1 protein-coding gene and 2 pseudogenes are annotated in these 2,586 nt (G+C 33.2%); 1 reads left to right on the top strand and 2 read right to left on the bottom strand.

Going from position 1 to position 2,586, the window contains the following annotated elements:
* Positions 1-221 (top strand): annotated as a pseudogene (locus BN67_RS14590) (hypothetical protein); the annotation flags it as partial.
* Positions 222-1,243: 1,022 nt separating this feature from the next.
* On the opposite strand, the pseudogene ssb reads toward BN67_RS14590, so the two are convergent.
* A pseudogene (ssb, locus tag BN67_RS12370) lies at positions 1,244-1,459 on the bottom strand (single-stranded DNA-binding protein); the annotation flags it as partial.
* Positions 1,460-2,057: 598 nt separating this feature from the next.
* Positions 2,058-2,489: a hypothetical protein gene (locus BN67_RS12365; protein WP_051011307.1), complete on the bottom strand. Its 432-nt coding sequence runs from the start codon at positions 2,487-2,489 to the stop codon at positions 2,058-2,060.
* Positions 2,490-2,586 lie beyond the last annotated feature (97 nt).

The raw sequence follows: 2,586 nt of genomic DNA, 5'->3' as shown, positions 1-2,586 counted from the left end.
CGAAAATTTATGGTGAGGTCTATGGGCATGCTCGAGTGAGTGGCACGGCTGAAATTTATGGTTCTGTTTATGATAGAGCAAAGATTTCCCACAAGATTAAGGTTTGGGGTAAAGTCTATGGTACTGCCATTCTCGATAAAAAAAGCAAAATAAGCTTTATTAAAAATCATCAAGAGGTTTATAAAGGTCGGATGATTGTTGATATTAAAAACAATAAATAACGAGGCATGGGGGGGCCCCTTATTTTTTAAACCTATTAAAAAAGCCGCGTCGATTAAAAGCGCGGCTTTATAGATTGAAATGCATAAAAAATACAAATTTACAATAAATGCCTCTATATACAAAACCTATCATATTGCAAGTTCTTTATTGTCATTATGAAACGTTATCCAAAAAAGCATAAAACGTTCTTGTTATATTTGATATGAAGAGAGAAACTGTGAATACAGCATTTACGATAAAACCTATTGAGTAGATTAAAACGTTTTGTAAGGTCTCTATCAATCCAATTAAGAGTAAATGCGTTGGTAAGTGTAAATTAGCAATAAACCCGCTCTTTTGATTTTATGCTTGCCTTGCAAGCGTTGATTTTGAAACCAATCTCTCATAAGACAAACAAACAATGGCTTTTATCAAATGAGATATAAAGCACGCATAATCTTATGACTACAATAGAAAGTCTTTTATAACTAAACCGTTTCACTACGCCTATCGTGATCTCAAGAGAATGTTTGAGAACTTAACGAATCCAAACTTGAGATGAGTGATTTATGCGTGATATTAAGAGAATACTTAAAGAATTATACTCTAAAGAAGGTCCCCCCAATTTTGGAGGCACCTATCAAAAGCCGTTTCTATTTTAGCTAGCAAAATTAACCGCTCCAATTTTAAAGGCGTTGTTTTTTAGAGCTAACAATTTTTAACGTTTGTTAAGATGTGATTTAAACACATGCAATTATATGATTGGATAATTTCAAACGATTGTGTCTAATAGTAACTATCGATTTTATGATTAAAACGTATTATTGAATTGTTATGAATGATTACTGCTTTTGAATGCTCACATGCGTTATAAGATTTATGTCATGGCTTGCTTTTCAGGCTTTGTTTATAAATAGCAATTGTTGATAAAAAATGGTCAATTGAATCACGTATAAAAGTGTGGATTCTTAAGTGGATTCATATAAAATAATTGCATACAAGCTATTGACTTTATTGTATTTTTTGGTATTATATCGAATATGCCTTTATTGAGATACTGCAGTGCTATTTTGGCTAGGTGTTGATTGAAAACCACGATTGAATGCCATTCTGTTTTCTTTACCTTCTCATGGGTGCTTTTGTCTGTATAGCTTTCAGATGTTGCTATACGGAAATTGACCACTTCAATACCAGACGGCATTGCTTTGCTTTCAGGATCGGCTCCCACAAAGCCAATTAACATTACTTTATTCAACATTTTCTATGAGACCCCTAATTAACACGCTATAAGTTATATAATTTCCATTATAACACATATTGATATATTACACAAACAAATATACCATAACATGTTGAATCTAAACAATGAATCTACATTTTTTGCTTGCAATTTTAGAGGCTATTTGGTATATAAATCGAAGTTTCCTCTTAGTTCAAAAAATCTACGCAAGTTAAAAACCGCGTCATTTAATGGCGCGTTTTTTATTTAGCACTTGCAATTATGCACATTATGTATCAAAATAGTGTTGAATTTATTGCTCTGAACATTTCTCTTGTCTCTTAGTTATGAATTCGTACTTTTTTCGTTTTCTTTAGATAAAAGTGCCTAAACCGACGAATCATTTTGATAAAAGCCGTGTTAAGTTGCCTAGTGATTTGCACGGTTTTTATTATGAGCGCTTGTAATTTGATAGAGTTTTTATACATATGTATCTAACTTCTACAGGTAGTTGTTTTTTTTGGGTTTTGTTAAAATTAAAGCCGCATCATTCATTTGGTACGGCTCTTTTTTTAACTCTCTTAAAAGACGCCCCCGCCACGCCTGGTTAATTATGCGGAATTATTTTCAGTAATCTTTACAACGGTATCATTTTCATAAATTTCACAATCCTCAGAATCCCATATGCATAATAAACGTTTTGTTTGACATATGAATGACCATTTCTTTTTAACCTTGCATTGCCATGCACCAAACCTCTAATAGTGTGATAGCCAGTCACTTTTGCATTGCCATAAACCAAGCCCATTATAATAGCATTATTAAAAATCTTGGCATTTTCGAAAACGCGTGCATTTTGGAAAACCCTAGCTTTATCGTAAACCCAGCAATTGTCATCATGAGACAAGTTGCTTTCCTTTTCAATAAAGCCACCAAGATCCCCTGCTTTCACATCTGCAAAATCTCTAATAGCTCTAATGTGATAAAGCGTTATAGTTCTTTTAATTTCTCTATCTTGAGATTGTATGCTTTCATCTGTGAGTTCATATTTTTTTTGAAAATTGCTCATAATAAAAATCCTAGTTAAAAAAGTTTTATCTTGACACCCCTAAGGGCACCGGGCGCTAAAACCACGGTAACTAGTCCGCCGTTACACTTTTCCCGTG

The sequence above is a fragment of the Bartonella rattaustraliani AUST/NH4 genome (genome assembly GCF_000312565.1).
GTDB lineage: Bacteria > Pseudomonadota > Alphaproteobacteria > Rhizobiales > Rhizobiaceae > Bartonella > Bartonella rattaustraliani.
This window is presented reverse-complemented; position numbering and strand designations above follow the sequence as displayed.

What these genes read in the sequence shown, in the direction of transcription:
- BN67_RS12365 (WP_051011307.1), bottom strand. Translation starts at nt 2,489, where the DNA reads ATGAGCAATTTTCAAAAAAAATATGAACTCACAGATGAAAGCATACAA.